At 35.4% G+C, this 17,397-nt stretch carries 16 protein-coding genes; 9 read left to right on the forward strand and 7 right to left on the reverse strand.

Annotated features, from left to right (window positions below; translation table 11 throughout):
• The first annotated feature begins 22 nt into the window (after positions 1–22).
• Genes rmuC through BLW28_RS10460 form a run of 3 tightly spaced genes read left to right on the forward strand, consistent with a single transcriptional unit; the run spans position 23 to position 3,022 of the window.
• Complete coding sequence (rmuC, locus tag BLW28_RS10450) at positions 23–1,351, forward strand: DNA recombination protein RmuC (RefSeq protein WP_073219114.1); 1,329 nt, start codon at positions 23–25, stop codon at positions 1,349–1,351.
• 59 nt (positions 1,352–1,410) lie between these two features.
• Positions 1,411–2,625 (forward strand): porin family protein, encoded by a 1,215-nt coding sequence (locus BLW28_RS10455; protein ID WP_073219117.1) that lies wholly within the window; start codon positions 1,411–1,413, stop codon positions 2,623–2,625.
• 31 nt (positions 2,626–2,656) lie between these two features.
• Positions 2,657–3,022: a 6-phosphogluconate dehydrogenase gene (locus tag BLW28_RS10460; RefSeq protein ID WP_073219120.1), complete on the forward strand. Its 366-nt coding sequence runs from the start codon at positions 2,657–2,659 to the stop codon at positions 3,020–3,022.
• A 671-nt stretch (positions 3,023–3,693) separates the two neighbouring features.
• Here the strand turns inward: BLW28_RS10460 and carB are convergent.
• Together carB and rpmH are read right to left on the reverse strand one after the other, a co-directional pair.
• Positions 3,694–6,546 carry a carbamoyl-phosphate synthase large subunit gene (gene carB / locus BLW28_RS10465; RefSeq protein ID WP_073219123.1) on the reverse strand — a complete coding sequence of 951 codons (2,853 nt, stop codon included), beginning with the start codon at positions 6,544–6,546 and terminating at the stop codon, positions 3,694–3,696.
• 103 nt (positions 6,547–6,649) lie between these two features.
• On the reverse strand, positions 6,650–6,811 hold the full coding sequence (gene rpmH / locus BLW28_RS10470) for a 50S ribosomal protein L34 (RefSeq protein ID WP_073219126.1): 162 nt from the start codon (positions 6,809–6,811) through the stop codon (positions 6,650–6,652).
• 308 nt (positions 6,812–7,119) lie between these two features.
• On the opposite strand from rpmH, the gene BLW28_RS10480 reads away from it, so the two are divergent.
• The gene (locus BLW28_RS10480; RefSeq protein ID WP_073219133.1) at positions 7,120–7,686 is read left to right on the forward strand and encodes a tetratricopeptide repeat protein; all 567 of its coding nucleotides are present in this window, start codon (positions 7,120–7,122) and stop codon (positions 7,684–7,686) included.
• A gap of 114 nt (positions 7,687–7,800) precedes the next feature.
• On the forward strand, positions 7,801–8,532 hold the full coding sequence (locus BLW28_RS10485; protein WP_073219135.1) for a TlpA family protein disulfide reductase: 732 nt from the start codon (positions 7,801–7,803) through the stop codon (positions 8,530–8,532).
• A 17-nt stretch (positions 8,533–8,549) separates the two neighbouring features.
• On the opposite strand, the gene BLW28_RS10490 is transcribed toward BLW28_RS10485, so the two are convergent.
• Positions 8,550–9,470: a lytic transglycosylase domain-containing protein gene (locus tag BLW28_RS10490; RefSeq protein ID WP_073219138.1), complete on the reverse strand. Its 921-nt coding sequence runs from the start codon at positions 9,468–9,470 to the stop codon at positions 8,550–8,552.
• A gap of 61 nt (positions 9,471–9,531) precedes the next feature.
• Positions 9,532–10,194 carry an alpha/beta hydrolase family protein gene (locus BLW28_RS10495; protein WP_073219140.1) on the reverse strand — a complete coding sequence of 221 codons (663 nt, stop codon included), beginning with the start codon at positions 10,192–10,194 and terminating at the stop codon, positions 9,532–9,534.
• A gap of 243 nt (positions 10,195–10,437) precedes the next feature.
• Between BLW28_RS10495 and BLW28_RS10505 the strand changes: the two genes are divergently transcribed.
• A complete protein-coding gene (locus tag BLW28_RS10505) occupies positions 10,438–10,737 on the forward strand; it encodes an N-acetyltransferase (RefSeq protein WP_073219146.1) in 300 nt (99 codons plus the stop codon).
• A gap of 58 nt (positions 10,738–10,795) precedes the next feature.
• Here the strand turns inward: BLW28_RS10505 and mtaB are convergent, their stop codons facing one another.
• Positions 10,796–12,127 carry a tRNA (N(6)-L-threonylcarbamoyladenosine(37)-C(2))-methylthiotransferase MtaB gene (gene mtaB / locus BLW28_RS10510; protein WP_073219149.1) on the reverse strand — a complete coding sequence of 444 codons (1,332 nt, stop codon included), beginning with the start codon at positions 12,125–12,127 and terminating at the stop codon, positions 10,796–10,798.
• Positions 12,128–12,277: 150 nt separating this feature from the next.
• Between mtaB and BLW28_RS10515 the strand changes: the two genes are divergently transcribed.
• Entirely contained in the window at positions 12,278–13,876 is a 1,599-nt protein-coding gene (locus BLW28_RS10515; RefSeq protein ID WP_073219152.1) for an ABC transporter substrate-binding protein, read from the forward strand.
• A 69-nt stretch (positions 13,877–13,945) separates the two neighbouring features.
• On the opposite strand, the gene BLW28_RS10520 is transcribed toward BLW28_RS10515, so the two are convergent.
• Both BLW28_RS10520 and BLW28_RS10525 read right to left on the reverse strand, forming a co-directional pair.
• The gene (locus BLW28_RS10520; protein WP_073219155.1) at positions 13,946–15,121 is read right to left on the reverse strand and encodes a GlmU family protein; all 1,176 of its coding nucleotides are present in this window, start codon (positions 15,119–15,121) and stop codon (positions 13,946–13,948) included.
• 220 nt (positions 15,122–15,341) lie between these two features.
• Positions 15,342–15,617 carry a type B 50S ribosomal protein L31 gene (locus BLW28_RS10525; protein ID WP_073219158.1) on the reverse strand — a complete coding sequence of 92 codons (276 nt, stop codon included), beginning with the start codon at positions 15,615–15,617 and terminating at the stop codon, positions 15,342–15,344.
• Positions 15,618–15,825: 208 nt separating this feature from the next.
• On the opposite strand from BLW28_RS10525, the gene BLW28_RS10530 reads away from it, so the two are divergent.
• Both BLW28_RS10530 and BLW28_RS10535 read left to right on the forward strand, forming a co-directional pair.
• The gene (locus tag BLW28_RS10530; protein WP_073219161.1) at positions 15,826–16,356 is read left to right on the forward strand and encodes a DUF4199 domain-containing protein; all 531 of its coding nucleotides are present in this window, start codon (positions 15,826–15,828) and stop codon (positions 16,354–16,356) included.
• A 7-nt stretch (positions 16,357–16,363) separates the two neighbouring features.
• The gene (locus tag BLW28_RS10535) at positions 16,364–17,320 is read left to right on the forward strand and encodes a glycosyltransferase family 2 protein (RefSeq protein WP_073219164.1); all 957 of its coding nucleotides are present in this window, start codon (positions 16,364–16,366) and stop codon (positions 17,318–17,320) included.
• The last annotated feature ends 77 nt before the right edge of the window (positions 17,321–17,397 follow it).

Below are 17,397 nucleotides of genomic sequence, written 5' to 3' on the forward strand. Positions count from 1 at the left end.
TTACTTTTAAAACACTCATATAATGGATCAAACATTTCTTATTCTGACTGTTTCAATCTGCTGTTTGGCAATTGGGTTTTTCTTGGGGCATTATTTCGCACGATTGAAAAATAAATCAGAAACAGGAAAATTAGAGGAACGCATAAGTAACTTGAATTTTCAAGAAGGGAAGCTAAATGAAGGCTTAGAAACACTAAAAAAACAAGCTGAAAACCTTCGAGCCGATAAAGAACAATTAAGCATTCAGCTTTCAAGACAAAGTGCAGAATATGATGCGCTCTATGCTGAACTTGAAAAAGAAAAGAAACGTTTCAAGAATTTTGAAAAGGATTTTGAAGATAAGTTTTCCGTCTTAGCGGATAAGATTTTGGTTGATAAAACCGCGAAGTTTACAGAATCCAACAAAGAAAATATTGAAGGGATTTTAAAACCATTAAACCAAAAGATAAAAGAGTTTGAGGAGAAAGTTGGCAAAAATAATATCGACTTTGTACGAACCCACGCCGAACTCGGTAAGCAACTTCAGTTTTTAAATGAGCAAAATATCAAGATAAGCCAAGAAGCCGACAACCTCACAAAAGCATTAAAAGGCGATTCAAAAATTCAAGGCAATTGGGGCGAAATGATCCTCTCACGAGTCTTGGAGGAATCTGGTTTGGAAAAAGGTCGTGAATACACCGTCCAAGACAGCCACGAAAACCCCAATGGTGGTAGGTTGCAAACAGATGTAATCATTCATCTACCAGACGGCAAAAAGATGATTATAGACAGTAAAGTTTCATTAACCGACTTTGAACGATATGTATCCGAAGACGACGAAAACCTAAAAAATCTATATTTAAAAAAACATATAGATTCTATAAAAAGACATATTCTTTCCCTCAGCGAAAAAAAATATTATCACGCCATTAGTGAAAGCCCAGATACTATTTTTATGTTCGTCCCCATAGAACCAGCCTTTGCAATTGCTGTGGCACATCATAAAAATCTGTATCAAGAAGCTTTCAAAAGAAAAGTGATGATCGTAACTCCTTCCACCCTTCTCGCTGCACTCCGCCTAGTAGAAAATCTTTGGGAAAACGACAATCAAAAGAGAAATACGTTGGAAATTGCAACAGAAGCAGGTAGATTGTATGATTCGTTCGTTGGATTATTAGATGAATTGAACAAAATAAAAAGACAGCTAGGCACTGTTCAAGGTTCTTTTGACAATGCCTTGGTAAAGCTCGAAGGCAAAGGGAATCTTGTACGAAGAGTCGAAAAACTCAAAAAACTGGGAGCTATCACAAGTAAAAATATCAATCAAAAACTCCTAAAAAATAGTGACGAAAATAACCCCGACAAAAGCTAAATCACGAAAAAATAAATTCATACTTTGAACTCCCAAAATTTTTAGCACACAAAATCTCAATGAAACTAAAACTACTGTTCGCAACCATCATACTATCAACAATAAGCGCTATTTCTCAAACTAATTTTGAGCCTGGTTATATTATTCAAACCGACGGCACCAAAATAAATTGTCTTATTAAAAATGAAGATTGGAAAGGAAGGCCCACTACATTTATCTACAAACTTGAAGAAAACGGTGTATTAAAGCTTGGTCATACAAATGAAGTATCTGCATTTGGATCTGCTGAATCCTTTAAATACGTAAAAGCCACTGTTCAAGTCGATCAATCTAGTGACAATGTAAACAATCTAAGCGACGTTCGTACGCCTATAATGAAAGAACAAACCCTCTTTCTGAAAACTTTAGTAGAAGGGAAAGCATCACTCTATTATACTCAAGTAGAAGGTGTGTCCCGTTACTTCTACAGTTTAGAAAATGGAACCATAGAACAACTAATAAATAAAAGATTTTTAGCCACACCTACACAAATTGGAAAAAACGAACGCTATAAACAGCAACTTGCCTTAGCTTTAACCTGCAATAACCTGAGCGAGAAGAATTTTGAAGCTCTTCAATACAAAACGAAATCCTTGGTGAATATAATCACCAAATACAATACCTGTGAAAATTCAGAAGTTGTTGTTTTCAACAAAAATAAGCAGAAAGGTAAATTTAATTTAAGTATTCGTCCAGGAGTCACCTTTTCATCATTTTCCCTCCAAAGATATGGTGATGATGAAGTGAATTTTGACACCAATACAGGTATCAGAATCGGTCTTGAAGCGGAATATATTTTGCCATTTAACAACGGCAAATGGTCTATTTTTATTGAGCCTACTTACCGCAACTATAAAACAGAAAAGAATGTTTTATATAAGGAATGGGTGACTACGCAAAAATACACCTTAGTTAGTGTTGAATACAATTCAATTGAGTTACCAATGGGTGGTCGTCATTATATGTTTTTAAACCAAAATGCCGCTATTTTTGTTGATGCCGCCGTTATTATGGATGTTTCAACACTAGATTCTAATATGAATTCATCAATTTCTTCTCGTTATGATTTAAATATTAGCGCCGATGCTGCACTCGCATTTGGTGTGGGTTTTAGATTTAAAAATAAATACAGCCTAGAAGCCAGATACCACAGCCCAAGACAGCTTTTAAATTATGACAATTTTAATTCCGCATATAATTCATTTGCTATAATTGCTGGATACAATTTCTTATAAACACCTGAAATAAATTCGCTAACTTTAGGGTATGAAAAAAGCTGTTTTTATTACCCTTGGAAGTCTCATAGCAATTTTTGCACTTTATATTGCATTTCTATACTATGTACCCTACAGTAAAGGAACACGCGCTGGCGAATTAATTAAGTTTAGCTATCGAGGGGTTGTAATTAAAACTTGGGAAGGCGAAATAAGTCAAGGTATAAGCGGCGCACAAATTTTCTCCTTTTCCGTCCTCGATAAAGATGAAGACGTTATCGCAAAACTAAAAGAATATCAAGGTAATTACGTAAAAGTTACTTACATCGAACGCTTTGCTAGTTTTGCTATTTGGGGGGAAACAAACTACTTTATTACCGATGTTGAATTGGAAAACTCTCCGCACTTTAATCGGTAATATTGCTTTCTTTATCCCATTAACTACACGCTTACTTTCAGAAATATTTCTATCCTAATAGTTAATATCACTTTAAGTATAATTAAAAAGTGTTCATTTCAACTCAACACAATCTTTCCTAATACTTGCCTAGTCTTGATTAGCAAATAATCATTTCTAGATTTATTCATGAACCTTCGCAATTTTCAAATAGCAAGCTAATAACAATTCCAGAAATCGAGCATCCCTTTAATTAAAGTGTGGTTACAGTATCTTTATAGCCACTATATAGCGTGTTTATAGCGTGTTTATAGCGTGTTTATAGCGTATATTAAACGTATTACAAATATATACCTTCCTTTTATATTGCGTAAAAGAAGAGTTTTTTTAGAATACGCTTTGCTAATGTAAACCAGGAACATAAATTGCCATAAAACACACTGTTTTCATACTTACGTGTATTAGGGTAGCGCAGTCGAACCCGCATAGTTGAGCGGAGCTAAAAACGTATAGTTCTTTCTATTTAAGCAAACTACAATTTTTGCATAAACACAACAATTGTTCTTGATCCTAGAAAACTTCTATTTGATTAATAAATGGAAATGTGGAAGTTAAAAAAAGGAAAGCCTGAATAACCAAGCTTTCCTTTTAATCTAAAAATTTATAAGAAACTAGCGTATTTAACAAGTAATTTACTTGCTCAAATACATCTTTCTTCGCGCATATAAATCGTAAAACGCATCGTCCTTTAAACTATCTATAAATAGAATACTCTCGCCAGTACTCTTCATTTCAGGGCCCAATTGCTTGTTTACATTTGGAAACTTGTTAAAACTAAATACGGGTTGTTTGATTGCAAATCCTTCTAATTGAGGGTTAAAATTGAAATCTGTTACCTTACTATGTCCTAACATTATTTTAGTGGCATAATTAACATAAGGCTCACCGTAAGCTTTCGAAATAAATGGAACCGTTCTAGAAGCTCTTGGATTGGCTTCAATTATATAAACAATGTCATCTTTTATTGCGAACTGAACGTTTATTAAACCAACGGTATTCAACGATTTAGCTATTTTTTCTGTGTGATCTTTTATCTGCTGCAATACAAATTCACCAATATTAAAAGGTGGAAGGGTTGCGTTTGAATCTCCTGAATGGATTCCACAAGGTTCAATATGCTCCATGATTCCAATGATATAAACATTCTCTCCATCACAGATTGCATCGGCTTCAGCTTCAATCGCGCCGTCTAAATAATGATCTAACAATAACTTATTATTCGGTATTTTCCGAAGTAAGTCAACTACGTGTTCTTCTAATTCTTGTTTGTTGATAACGATTTTCATTCCTTGACCTCCCAAAACGTAAGAAGGACGAATTAGAAGCGGAAAATCCAGTTCGTCGGCAAGTGCTAAAGCTTCATCGGTTGTTTCGGCAACACCAAATTTTGGGTACGGAATATTATTCTCTTTTAATAATTTTGAGAAACTACCACGATCTTCAGCTAAATCTAAAGATTCATAAGTCGTTCCAATAATATTTATTCCGTATCTATCAAGCTTTTCAGCCAATTTTAATGCTGTTTGCCCACCTAATTGAACGATTACACCTTCAGGTTTTTCGTGACGGATTATGTCGTAGATATGTTCCCAAAAAACTGGTTCGAAATACAGTTTATCTGCAACATCAAAATCTGTAGAAACAGTTTCAGGGTTACAATTAATCATAATTGTCTCGTATCCACATTCCGATGCTGCCAACACACCGTGAACGCAACAATAATCAAACTCGATTCCTTGCCCAATTCGGTTTGGGCCTGAACCTAAAACAACGATTTTTTTCTTGTCTGAAACGACACTGTCATTTTCAGAATGTAGTTTTCCGTCGGCAAGCTGCATTTCATTTTCGAAGGTAGAATAGTAGTAAGGTGTCTCGGCCTTAAATTCAGCTGCACAGGTATCAACTAGTTTATACACACGTTGAATATTTAGTTCCTCACGTTTTTTGTAAACTTGACTTTCCAAACACTTCAACATATGTGCAATCTGACGGTCGCCATAACCTTTCTGCTTACTTTCGAGTAATAATTCCCTTGGAAGGGTATCTAAGGTATATTTTGAAATTTCTTTTTCCAACAAATACAATTCCTCATATTGACGTAGGAACCATATATCAATTTTTGTTATTTCCTGAATTCTACTCAAAGGAATTCCAATTTGAATAGCGTCGTAAATAACAAAAACACGATCCCAACTAGCGTTTTTAAGCTTGTCAAGAATCTGCTCGTAATTGGTGTAACTTTTACCATCGGCACCAATTCCATTTCGCTTAATCTCTAGAGATTGCGTTGCTTTGTGCAAAGCCTCTTGGAACGAACGACCTATTCCCATTACCTCTCCAACAGATTTCATCTGTAATCCTAAAGTTCGGTCTGACCCTTCAAACTTATCGAAATTCCAACGAGGGATTTTCACGATAACATAATCTAAAGCAGGCTCAAATAAAGCTGAAGTCGATTTTGTAATTTGGTTACTCAATTCATCGAGTCTATAACCAATAGCTAGTTTAGTCGCTATTTTAGCAATAGGGTATCCAGTTGCTTTTGAAGCTAAAGCCGACGATCTTGAAACACGTGGGTTAATTTCAATAGCTATTATTTCCTCTTCATCATCAGGGCTAACTGCAAATTGAACGTTACATCCACCTGCAAAGTCACCAATACTACGCATCATATGAATAGCCATATCGCGCATTTTCTGAAAAGTTCTATCGCTTAAGGTCATTGCTGGCGCCACAGTAATAGAATCTCCAGTATGGATTCCCATAGGATCCATATTTTCGATTGTACAGATAATAACAACATTATCGTTATTATCGCGCAACAATTCCAGCTCATATTCTTTCCAACCCATCATTGCTTTGTCTATCATCACTTCGTGAATTGGAGAAATCTCTAATCCGTGTGATAATAGTTCGTCAAAATCTTCTTCTTTATACACTATAGAAGCTCCTGCTCCACCCAAGGTATACGAAGCCCTAATTACCAATGGAAAGCCAAATTTCTGAGCAATTTCCTTTCCTTGCAGGTAGGAGTTTGCAGTTTCCTGTGGTGCCATTGGAACTCCAATTTTCTCCATCAACTCGCGAAATTCCTCTCTATCTTCAGTAATATTGATTGCGTTGATGTCAACACCTATCAACTTTACATCAAAGTCTTTCCAAATTCCCTTTTCATCGGCTTCGATACAAAGGTTAAGTGCTGTTTGCCCACCCATGGTTGGCAGTACGGCATCGATTTGGGGATGTTCTTTTAAAATTTTTATAAGCGACTTAGTCGTTAACGGCAACAAATATATATGATCGGCCATTGAAGGGTCCGTCATAATAGTTGCTGGATTGCTGTTAATTAAAATTGTTTCGATTCCATCTTCGCGTAATGAACGCAATGCTTGGGAGCCGGAGTAATCAAATTCACAAGCTTGGCCAATTACAATTGGACCAGAACCAATAATTAATACAGATTTTATGGAAGAATTTTTAGGCATAAGTTTTGGTGTTTTTCCGAGTTTGCAAAAATACGGCACATTAGGGTATAAAAAAAAGGTGTTGCTTTAGTAAACAACACCTTTTATATACATTTTATCAACATTACTTTTTATGACGGGCTTCAGAAGACACAGATAATTTCTTTCTTCCTTTCGCTCTGCGAGCCGCCAACACTTTTCTACCGTTCACGGAAGCCATACGCTCCCTGAAACCGTGTTTGTTTCTTCTTTTTCTTTTTGATGGCTGAAATGTCCTCTTGCTCATTATTTTGTGCTTTAACTTCTGTAATAACCTATTTTTAAAAAATACTTTAGGCGATGCCCAAAAATTTTATTTGTTTGCCAAGGCGTTTCTCTGCGTAGGCGGGTGCAAAAATACAACAAGTTTTCACTTTGGCAAACGTTTTTAAAAAAATTCCTTAAACTTTCTTTTCTGCTGTTGTCTAACCAATCCATTTTGGTTAGAAATACCAACGAGAAAAGCCTATTAAAAGAATTAAACGCGAAGAAAGTAAATTTTATTCAGATAGCAGTAAGTTTTTATACCTTTGCAAGCCATTTTAAAATTTAAGAATGTTCAATAAAAATATCAAATTAGTATTGGCTGCCCTTGTGTTAGGAACAGCAGTGTGGCAGTTTACAGAAAGCTACATAGGTAATGGCATTATGCTCATTCTTCTCTCGTTAGTTTTTATTTTCCTTTATTTTAAGAACGAGATTATTCTTTTAGCTTTCCTCAGACTACGAAAACAAGATTTTCCTGGTGCAAAAAAATGGCTTGACAAAATCAAGAATCCTTCTGCATCTTTAGTGCCTAAACAAGAAGGTTACTATAATTACCTTAACGGACTTATGGTCTCTCAAACAAACATGAACGAAGCCGAGAAGTATTTCAAAAAAGCTGAAAAACTTGGACTTAACATGGATGCTGATATGGCTATGACAAAATTAAATTTGGCAGGTATTGCAATGACAAAAAACCGCAAACGCGAAGCTGAAGCACTTCTTTTGGAGGCAAAAAATCTTGACAAGCACAATATGCTTGACGATCAAATCAAGATGATGAAGCAGCAAATGAAAAAGATGGGACAACCCAGACAACAATTTGGCAGAAGCGGACGAGGAGGAAGAAAGTTTTAAAAATTTTCTGAAAATATAGGTCTTCAATAAATCATCCAGAATAGTTTAATTATCCTCTAAAAAATTAAGTTAAAGTTTTATATTTCCCTATATTTGTTGTAAAGACAACACTTAATGGGTAAAAAACTACTGCTTCTTTTTTTATTAGTCACATTTTCTGCCCAGTCACAAGTTAAGATTGAGCAAAACGACTTATTTTCTGAAGCCATTAGGCTTAATGTCAAAAAATATACCCGCAATTCTCAAATGGCTTATGCCTATCGCGATTTTGAAAGAGCCGAGTTTTTATATGATTCGCTTATTAATAACGTTATAAAAGGTAGTTATCTAGATAATTTTGAAGTTCGAAAACTATCAGGAAGGAAAATTGAATTATACAAATTTAAGAAACCAACGTTTTTGATTACTTATTCTTCTTGGTGTGTACCTGCTGAAGGAGAAATACCTTCACTTAATAGAATTGCAAAAAAGTATTCTAAACAAGTCGACTTCGTTGTGCTTTTTTGGGATAACAGAACAAATGCTAAAAAAGCTTCGCGGAAATATTCAAGAAAAGTAAACATCGTCTATGTGGACGAAACGGAAAACACTAATAATCACATTGTTGAAAGAATGAAACACAGCCTAGGCCTGCCCACTTCATTTTTAATAGACAAAGAAAAGCGTATTAAAGCCGTTGGACGTGGTGCAACGCAGGTTTATACTCAAGATAGTCAAATATCACCTCAAGAATCAATTTACAAATACTTCCTCAATGGGGTTTCTACCTTAACCACCCTTAAAGATGAAGATAGGGTTTTATTGAATAGCCTGGAAAGTTCCGGAATTTTAGGACAATCTGATTAATTAGAGCTTAGCATTGCCTACTGATAATAGCCTTCTTCAGGAATTTCTATATAATATTCCTTTCCAGATGCGTTTTTTAAATAAGTGTCGCGCAGCCACGGATTGTGAATTTTCAGAATTTTATAGTTAATGCCATACGGTTTTACCCATTCTGCCCAATCATCAATAGGAGTGTTTACCATAACCTTATAGGTAGGGATATTTTGATACAAATCCTTTTCTCTATAATTAAAACCGTATTTTTCCGGATTGCTCATAATCTCCTTGATTGCCAATATCCTAAAAACATAGCGACTGGTTTCGCTGTTCAGTAACAAATCGTAATAATCTTCCTGTTTTTGTCTATTTATTTGTTTAGACATCCCGCCAACTCCCGCGTTATACGATGCGGCAGCCATCGTCCAAGTTCCGAATCTGTTTTTTGATTTCTTCAAATATTCAGCGGCAACCATTGTGGCTTTTTCAAGGTTATATCGCTCATCGACATAATCGTTAATTTCCAGACCATACTCTAAACCAGTACCTTTCATAAAGTGCCAGATGCCACTCGCCCCAACTGGAGAACTTTGATAATCCAAAGCACTTTCTGCAACAGCTAAATATTTAAAATCGTCTGGCAGACCATATTTTTTTAACAGTGGCTCTATTTGTGGAAAATACTTATTCGCTCTTTTAAAAAGCAAGAGTCCGTTTGATTGCCAATAGGCATTAACAAGCAACTCTCTATCCAATCGTTCGCGTATATCAGGATTGTTAAGCGGTACAGGCTCTCCGGCAAAATCCATTTTATCTGGAATTGGCAAAGCGTAAACATTATAATCGTTTATTATTTTCTTTTCGAGCTTTTCATCAGTCTGTGCATCTTGAACTGCGTTAATACTTACCGTACAAACTGCCAAAACCGCAATCCCCAATCCTATCTTACCTATGGTTTTCATTATGTTGATTTAATTTATAACAATAGTGAATAAAGCTTTTTTTATTGAAATCAGCAAACATTTATTGGTTAAAAATTTTTAAAAGCAATTGTGAAATTTCTCTTCCTCTATTCAAAATCATAATATGAGTTCCATTCTGAATAACTTCGCAATCGGAAATATATTTCATCGGAAACACACCATCTTTTTCACCTTGGATATGAATAACATCTGAAAGTTGCTCTTCCCTACCCCAAGTTATCATTTTCTCCAATGCCCAGCGTAAATAATGCTCGTTTCGAACGTGTAGATACTGCTGATACAAAGCCAATCGCTTTTTTGATTTTGGACCTAATGCAAATTTTGTTAAATCTTCAACACTCAACACCAAACTCGTAGGAATCAATTTATACGCTTTTGTTCGAGCCGCTATTTTCATTCTTCGAGGCAATTCGTGTTTAGTTTTAACACTTGAAATAATTATTAATTTTTTCAAATTTAAAAACTGTGACATTTCTTGAGCGACCACACCCCCAAACGAAACGCCTATCAATATCGCATTGGGCTTTGTAATCCTTAGCGCCATACGATGCGCATAGCTTTTTAAAGACTCATTTTGTTCTGGAATTAGCCATTCTAAAACCTTAATTTGATATTGATTTTCAGGAAAACGAATGTTAGTAAAAATTTCACTGCCCGCAGCCATTCCCGGAACAAAATAAACATACGTTTTCTCGGATTTCATATAGTCTTTTAACTGGAAAAATGGGAATCCCCAAAGATTATTCGTAACTTTACAAGTGCAAAGATAGAATTAAAAAACTCACCATAAACGCTATCATTGTTGATTTGCTTTGAAAACGAACAAAACATATAATATTGTATTTTCAAAAGAGGCAGATATAATTTCTTTTCTTTCAAAACGCCTCTTTTCATTTGTCCTATCTCCATTCGAGAATTGCAGATTAAACTTTAAAAACACTCCCCTATGACTGAAGATGTAGAAATTATCGACAACGAATTTTTAAGACAGTTTGAACTTCAAATAGGCGATGCTATGGCTCGCATTGAATACGCACTTCAAGAACGCAAAATATTTTTAACAAAATTTGAAATGCCAGAAGAGTTAGAAGAAAAAGGCTATCGGGAAATTTTCATTAAAGCGGTTTTTGATGAAGTTAAAGAAAGAGGAATAAACTTAGTCCCTACAAGCCCAGAAATTGCCGGTTTTATGCGAAAAAATCGAAGAAAGTACAAAGACTTGCTTCCTGTTGGAATAAATATTTAATTAGACTTTTAATCGTTAAAACCAGCATGGTTGTGAAAACCTTGCAGGATAGAATTCATTAAGCAGTTACAGTTTCATTTACTTTGAACCTAACTAGGCCATCTGTATCAATTTCTGTTAGGATAACTTCTTGTAACGTATTTACCAATGCAGGATTCCAAGGGGTTTTTACCTTCACATAGTTTTCGGTAAACCCGTGAATGTAACCTTGTTTGTTTTCTCCTTCAAAAAGAACTGTGCGCACCGTTCCTATTTGGCTCTCGTAAAATGCTCTTCGCTTTTTAACTGAAAGTCCGCGTAGCATCTTACTTCTTTTATTACGAACTTTTAATGGCACAATCCCGTCCATTTCGGCGGCAGGTGTATTATCCCTTTCAGAGTACGTAAAAACGTGGAGGTACGAAATGTTCAACTCATTCAAAAAATGATACGTTTCTAAGAAGTGTTCATCCGTTTCACCAGGAAAACCAACGATTACATCAACCCCAATACAAGCATGAGGCATTAACTTCTTGATTCTTGAAACGCGCTCTACATAAAGCTCACTCATATACCGACGACGCATCAATTTAAGAATCTGATTAGATCCGCTTTGTAATGGAATGTGAAAATGCGGAACAAACGTTCTTGAATTTGAAACAAACTCTATGGTTTCATCTTTTAACAAATTAGGTTCAATAGACGAAATTCGTAGTCTTTCAATACCTTTTACTTCATCTAGTGCTTTTACTAATTCCAAAAAAGTGTGTTCGTGCTTTTTATTTCCAAATTCTCCTTTTCCATAATCACCAATATTTACACCCGTAAGGACAATTTCCTTAATACCTTGTTGAGAGATTTCTAGAGCATTTTTCAATACATTTTCCAAGGTATCGCTCCTTGAAATTCCACGCGCTAGAGGTATAGTACAATAGGTACATTTATAATCGCAGCCGTCCTGAACTTTTAAAAAAGCACGCGTTCGGTCGCCAATAGAATAAGAACCTACATAAAAATCGGCTTCCCCTATTTCGCAGGAATGGACTTCTCCAAAATCGTTTTTAGTAAGATCATTGAGATAATCAGTTATTTTGAATTTTTCGGTTGCCCCTAAAACCAAATCCACACCATCCACATCTGCAAGGTCTTGCGGTTTCAATTGTGCATAACATCCCACAGCTGCAACAAATGCGTTCGGATTTGCCTTCTGAGCCTGTTTTACAATAGTCTTAAAACGCTTATCGGCATTTTCAGTAACGCTGCACGTATTAATTACATAAATATCGGCTTTATCGGTAAACTCTACACGATCGAACCCTTCATTTTCAAAACTTCGTGCAATAGTAGAAGTTTCACTAAAATTAAGCTTGCATCCTAAGGTGTAAAAGGCTACTTTTTTGGGTGATTCCATTGTTGTGCTTTTGGATATTGAGGGTGCAAAAATACAAACTATTGAGCACGAATACACGGTTATTTATTTTCTAAACAATAATTACATCCTAAATACTTTAGATATTATCTTATCTTCGTAATTTCAAATTTCTGAAAGCCAAAAGCACCCATGTATAGATTTTTTTTAGTCGCAATATTCGCTATCCCGCTTTTCTCGTGCGAGTACAAAACAGAAAGCGATCGCGACCACTTGGTTTTTCGATATAATGAACACGGTAATATACCAACATTAGACCCTGCCTTTGCTCGAAACCCACAAGCTATCTGGCCTGATAATCAACTTTATAATGGATTAATCCAACTCGATGACTCTTTAAATATTAAACCCGACATCGCAAAACGATGGATTATTGACGATTCAACTTCTACCTACACTTTCCATCTCAGAAACGATGTTTATTTTCATAAAAACATAGTGTTTGGAAAAGACTCAACACGGACGGTAAAAGCCTCAGATTTTGTGTACAGTTTCAACAGATTGACTGATGAAAAAGTAGCATCTTCGGGCAGTTGGGTTATGAATTATGTTGAACGCTACGAGGCCAAGGACGATACTACTTTCGTTATTCAACTAAAACAACCTTTTCCTGCATTTTTAGGCTTGCTCTCTATGCGATATTGCTCCGTTGTCCCCAAAGAAGCTGTTGATTTTTATGGCAATGAATTTCGAAGAAATCCTGTAGGAACAGGTCCCTTTCAGTTTAAAATGTGGGAAGAAAACGTGAAATTGGTCTTTAGAAAAAATCCGTTATATTTTGAAAAAGATAAAAACGGCACTCGTCTACCTTATCTCGAAGCCGTTGCCATAACTTTCTTACCCGATAAACAAAGTGAGTTTCTACAATTCGCACAAGGGAAATTAGATTTCATTTCAGGATTAGATAATAGTTATAAAGATGAGCTTTTAACCACAAGCGGTGAGCTTCAGCCAAAATATCACGATGTCGCTTATATGGTTACAGGCCCATATTTAAATACAGAATATCTTGGTTTTTATTTAAAAACAAACTCATCAGAAATACAAAGTCAAGCCTTGCGACAAGCTATAAACTATGGTTTCGACAGGCAGAAAATGGTGACTTATTTACGAAACGGAATGGGAATTCCAGCAGTTCACGGTTTTATTCCAAAAGGTTTACCTGGATATGAAGAAATTGAAGGCTATTCGTATCGGCCAGAAAAGGCGAAACAATTGATTCAACACTACATTGAAGAAACTGGAAACCAAAAGCCAAAAATCACGATTGGAACAAATAGTCAGTATTTGGATTTGTGCGAATACATTCAACGAGAACTAGAAAAAATTGGAATAGCTGTAACGATTGACGTAATGCCACCTTCAACACTAAGGCAAATGAAGAGCAGTGGCGAATTAGATATTTTTAGAGGTAGTTGGATAGCCGATTATCCCGATGCAGAAAATTATCTTTCGCTATTTTACAGTCCGAATTTCGCGCCAAACGGCCCAAATTATTTTCATTTTAAGAATGAAATATATGACAGTCTGTATCAGAAATCGCTATTAATTTCAGACATTGACGAAAGAAAGGTACTCTATGTAAAAATGGACTCCATAATTGTAGAAGAAGCGCCAGTAGTTCCTTTATTTTATGATATGGCGGTACGTTTTGTAAATAAAAAAGTAAGCGGATTAGGCATTAATCCGCAGAACTTTTTGATTTTGAAATATGTAAAGAAGACTCGTTGAAGAAGATGAAGTTGAAATGGGCGAAGTCGCAATACAGCTAAAGCTTCGCTTGCGCATATGTTGCAAAGACTAATCTTTTCTCCACGCTGATGTTTCCTCAAAAACGTGCTCCAAGATTTTAATATCCATTTCGGATAGCTCAACTTTTCGACGACTCATAACTACTTTTGCTACTTCAAAGGCCTTATCTGTTTTATAGGTTGTAAAGCCTCCACTACCACCCCAACTAAAGCTCGGAATAAAGTTTCGCGGAAATCCACTTCCAAAAATATTCGCACTAACGCCGACTACAGTACCTGTATTAAACATTGTATTTATTCCACACTTACTATGGTCACCCATCATTAAGCCACAAAACTGAAGTCCGGTTTTTGCAAATCGTTTAGTTTCATAATCCCACAAACGTACTTCGGCATAATTATTTTTAAGATTTGAATTGTTTGTATCGGCGCCCAAATTACACCATTCACCCAAAACTGAATTCCCAAGAAACCCGTCGTGTCCTTTATTTGAATATCCAAAAATTATCGAATTACTAACCTCTCCCCCAACTTTACTATGCGGTCCAATGGTGGTTCCAGAATATATCTTGGCTCCCATTTTTAAGGTAGCGTGTTCACAAAGCGCAAAAGGGCCGCGTACTAATGCACCTTCCATTATTTCGGCATCTTTTCCTATATAAATTGGGCCTTCAGAAGCATTTAATGTACAAAACTCAATAGTAGCACCTTCTTCAATAAAAATATTCTTTGGGTTTTTAGCCCAAATGCCTTCAGGAATTGGTTCAGACTCTCGTCCTTCCGTTAACATTTCAAAGTCGCGTTTTATAGCCTCTGCATTTTTTGAAAAAATATCCCACGTGTGTTCAATTCGCAATACATCGTTATAAGCATATTGAATAACATCAAAAGTTTCGAAATCTACTTCCTGCCCTTCGCTAGCAAAAAAAGCAATTGGCTCTTCTTCAAAAAACACAGCTTGGTTTTCTTCTAATCCTTTCACAATATTGGCTAAATTTTCTGAAGGTAAGAAAGAAGCGTTTATAAGAATATTTTTTTCGAGTTCAACAAACGGATATTTATCCGAAAGGTAATCTTCAGTTACAGTAGAGGTGGTAAATCCCAAAAGATGTTCCCATTTTTCACGAATAGTTAAAATTCCAATTCGAATATCGGCTACTGGACGCGTAAAAGTAAATGGAAGTAATTGGTTTCGGACGTTGCCATCAAAGAGAATGTAGTTCATTATGATTTTGGATTTACGATTTTAGATTTACGATTTCAATATTAAACCGCACCTATCAGTTTCAAATTCAATATTACAGAAAAAACAGCTAAATACAATTGGCTTGCGTTAGATATTGCATTATCAAAACAAAAAAAGCCCTCGATTTCTCGAAGGCTTAAATATTATCTAACTTAGAGGGTTAATACTTTCGATTTTATAATCGAAAATATATTGAAACCTATTCTTCAGTCTTAGCTTTAGCTGATTTTTTAAACTTGTCGTATTTGTTTTTAAACTTGTCAATACGTCCTGCAGTATCGATAAGTTTCGCTTTTCCTGTATAGAAAGGATGTGAAGTACGTGAAATCTCCATTTTTACCAAAGGATACTCAACACCATCTACCTCAAGTGTTTCTTTTGTGTCAGCAGTTGATTTTGTAAGGAAAACATCATCATTACTCATGTCCTTAAAAGCAACTATTCTATAATTCTCAGGGTGGATACCTTTTTTCATTACTCTAATTTTTTAAAAATACGCTCATCCGAACCTTTTCGGAATTGAGTTTGCAAATTTAAGCAATAATTAGAATTCAGCAACAAAAATCTATACTTTTTTAAATCATTTTACAATAGTTAGCAAATGTAACGTTTTACTATCTTTGTTTACTAACAACCAAACCTACCTGTTTAATAGTTAACAGGCCAAAAAAACCTTAATCAAAATGGAAAACCAAGAACCCTCAATTAAAAAAATTGCTCTTAATTACGGTATTTTATTAGCACTACTCTCAATCGTTACTCAAGTAATTTCATATGTACTCGATGTACACGTAGACCGCCCTTGGTGGCTAACTGTTTTACAACTTGTAATCTCTATTGGTGTTGTTGTCATGGGTCTCAACGCTTTTAGATCTGCGAACCAAGGTTACCTAACACTTGTGCAAGCTCTTAAAATTGGAGTTGCTATTAGTTTAATAGCTGGAGTTATTGCTGTGTTATTTAATTATATCTTTATGAATTATATCGATCCTGATTATATTCAAAAAGCAATGGATTTTTCCCGAGAACAAATGTTAAACCAAAACCCGGACATGTCTCAAGAACAAATTGATATGGCTATGAATATGTCTTCTAAACTAATGACTCCAGTAATAATGGCAGCATTTTCATTAATTAGTTCATTATTTTTCGGATTCATTATTTCACTTATTGCGGGTTTAATATTGAAAAGAAATCCACCAAAGCCATTTTAAAAACTGAATGAACCTTTCTATTGTCATCCCACTTCTAAACGAAGAAGAATCACTTAATGAATTATACCATTGGATTGCATCCGTCATGCAATCCAATGGTTTTTCATACGAGCTTATTTTTATAGACGACGGTAGTAATGACGGTTCGTGGAATATCATTGAATCACTTTCTAAAAAACATTCTGAAGTAAAAGGAATTCGTTTTCAGAAGAATTACGGAAAATCGCAAGCTTTACACGCAGGATTTTCCATTGCGCAAGGCAGTGTTGTTATAACAATGGATGCCGATTTACAGGACAGCCCAGAGGAAATCCCCGAAATGTATAGATTGGTTACCGATGAAGGCTTCGACCTTATATCGGGTTGGAAAAAGAAGCGATACGATTCTGTGCTAAGTAAAAACCTTCCTTCTAAATTATTCAATTACGTAGCTAGAAAAACTTCTGGTGTTAAGTTACACGACTTTAATTGTGGCTTAAAAGCTTATAAAAAAGATGTAGTAAAAGCTATTGAAGTAACTGGCGAAATGCACCGATACATTCCTGTTCTCGCTAAAAACGCAGGCTTCACTAAAATTTCGGAAATACCAGTACAGCATCAAGCTAGAAAATACGGAAGTACCAAATTTGGGGCAGAACGCTTTATTCGCGGTTTTCTCGACTTAATTACCATTTGGTTTTTATCCCGTTTTGGAAAACGACCTATGCACCTATTTGGCGCGTGGGGAGCCACTATGCACATTATTGGTTTTTTTCTGGCAATTTATTTAGGTGTCGACAAATTATTTTTAAACCCGCATGGAAGATTGATAGCGGAGCGACCACAGTTTTTTATAGCACTTACTGCTATGATTTTAGGTACACAACTTTTTTTAGCTGGATTTTTGGGCGAATTAATCCTTCGAAGCAAAAAAGATTCACAAAACTACATTATTAAGGAAGCTACTACTGGCGAAAACACATAAAGCTATCGTAAACCAAACTTTAACGACTTTAGCGCACTTATAACTTTAAGCACTTATTTTATTCCTATTTTTGCAAA

Source organism: Aequorivita viscosa, from assembly GCF_900106795.1.
Classification (GTDB): domain Bacteria; phylum Bacteroidota; class Bacteroidia; order Flavobacteriales; family Flavobacteriaceae; genus Aequorivita; species Aequorivita viscosa.

Coding starts and splice junctions, on each gene's coding strand:
- rmuC (WP_073219114.1), top strand. CDS start 23: ATGGATCAAACATTTCTTATTCTGACTGTTTCAATCTGCTGTTTGGCA.
- BLW28_RS10455 (WP_073219117.1), top strand. CDS start 1,411: ATGAAACTAAAACTACTGTTCGCAACCATCATACTATCAACAATAAGC.
- BLW28_RS10460 (WP_073219120.1), top strand. CDS start 2,657: ATGAAAAAAGCTGTTTTTATTACCCTTGGAAGTCTCATAGCAATTTTT.
- carB (WP_073219123.1), bottom strand. CDS start 6,546: ATGCCTAAAAATTCTTCCATAAAATCTGTATTAATTATTGGTTCTGGT.
- rpmH (WP_073219126.1), bottom strand. CDS start 6,811: ATGAGCAAGAGGACATTTCAGCCATCAAAAAGAAAAAGAAGAAACAAA.
- BLW28_RS10480 (WP_073219133.1), top strand. CDS start 7,120: ATGTTCAATAAAAATATCAAATTAGTATTGGCTGCCCTTGTGTTAGGA.
- BLW28_RS10485 (WP_073219135.1), top strand. CDS start 7,801: ATGGGTAAAAAACTACTGCTTCTTTTTTTATTAGTCACATTTTCTGCC.
- BLW28_RS10490 (WP_073219138.1), bottom strand. CDS start 9,470: ATGAAAACCATAGGTAAGATAGGATTGGGGATTGCGGTTTTGGCAGTT.
- BLW28_RS10495 (WP_073219140.1), bottom strand. CDS start 10,194: ATGAAATCCGAGAAAACGTATGTTTATTTTGTTCCGGGAATGGCTGCG.
- BLW28_RS10505 (WP_073219146.1), top strand. CDS start 10,438: ATGACTGAAGATGTAGAAATTATCGACAACGAATTTTTAAGACAGTTT.
- mtaB (WP_073219149.1), bottom strand. CDS start 12,127: ATGGAATCACCCAAAAAAGTAGCCTTTTACACCTTAGGATGCAAGCTT.
- BLW28_RS10515 (WP_073219152.1), top strand. CDS start 12,278: ATGTATAGATTTTTTTTAGTCGCAATATTCGCTATCCCGCTTTTCTCG.
- BLW28_RS10520 (WP_073219155.1), bottom strand. CDS start 15,121: ATGAACTACATTCTCTTTGATGGCAACGTCCGAAACCAATTACTTCCA.
- BLW28_RS10525 (WP_073219158.1), bottom strand. CDS start 15,617: ATGAAAAAAGGTATCCACCCTGAGAATTATAGAATAGTTGCTTTTAAG.
- BLW28_RS10530 (WP_073219161.1), top strand. CDS start 15,826: ATGGAAAACCAAGAACCCTCAATTAAAAAAATTGCTCTTAATTACGGT.
- BLW28_RS10535 (WP_073219164.1), top strand. CDS start 16,364: ATGAACCTTTCTATTGTCATCCCACTTCTAAACGAAGAAGAATCACTT.